Source organism: Pseudomonas sp. P1_F1_2, assembly GCF_056405815.1.
In genome coordinates this window covers 1-1,012 of the sequence record NZ_JBFUBK010000220.1, presented here as the reverse complement: position 1 = coordinate 1,012, position 1,012 = coordinate 1, and the positions used below count along the sequence as shown (strand labels likewise).

Below are 1,012 nucleotides of genomic sequence, written 5' to 3'. Positions count from 1 at the left end.
GGCCAGCTCTACGAGCCAGTCGATAAAGACCAGGTGATGTTCTACAAGGAAGACAAGAAGGGCCAGATCCTCGAAGAAGGCATCAACGAAGCAGGCGCCATGAGCTCCTTCATCGCTGCCGGTACTTCGTACTCCAGCCACAACCAGCCAATGCTGCCGTTCTACATCTTCTACTCGATGTTCGGCTTCCAGCGTATCGGCGACCTCGCCTGGGCCGCTGGCGACAGCCGTACCCGTGGCTTCCTGATCGGCGGCACCGCCGGCCGGACCACGCTCAACGGCGAAGGCCTGCAACACGAAGACGGTCACAGCCAYATCCTGGCYGCYACCATCCCGAACTGCCGCACCTATGATCCRACCTACGGCTACGAGCTGGCGGTGATCATTCAGGACGGCATGAAGAAGATGACCGAAGAGCARCAGGACGTYTTCTACTACATCACCGTGATGAACGAGTCCTACCAGCAGCCAGCCATGCCGGCCGGTGYCGARGAAGGCATCAWSAARGGCATGTACCTGCTYGARGAAGACACCCGCGAAGCGGCGCACCACGTTCAGCTGATGGGCTCCGGCACCATCCTGCGTGAAGTGCGTGAAGCGGCGAAGATYCTGCGTGAASAGTTCAACGTCGGCGCTGACGTATGGAGCGTTACCAGCTTCAACGAACTGCGTCGCGACGGCCTGGCCGTAGAGCGCACCAACCGTCTGCACCCGGGCCAGAAGCCTAAACTGAGCTACGTCGAAGAATGCCTGAACGGCCGTAAAGGTCCGGTGATCGCTTCTACCGACTACATGAAGTTGTTCGCTGAGCAAATTCGTCAGTGGGTCCCGTCCAAGGAATTCAAAGTCCTGGGCACCGACGGTTTCGGCCGCAGCGACAGCCGCAAGAAACTGCGTCATTTCTTCGAAGTYGACCGTCATTTCGTGGTGTTGGCAGCCCTGGAAGCACTGGCTGACCGTGGTGACATCGAACCTAAGGTCGTGGCTGAAGCCATTGCCAAGTTCAAGTTCG

General features: G+C 58.6%; 1 protein-coding gene. It reads left to right on the top strand.

Translation table 11 applies throughout. From position 1 onward, the window contains the following. The coding region (locus tag AC1D2P_RS30710; protein ID WP_477811773.1) for a transketolase-like TK C-terminal-containing protein at nt 1–1,012 on the top strand (1,012 nt) is incomplete at both ends.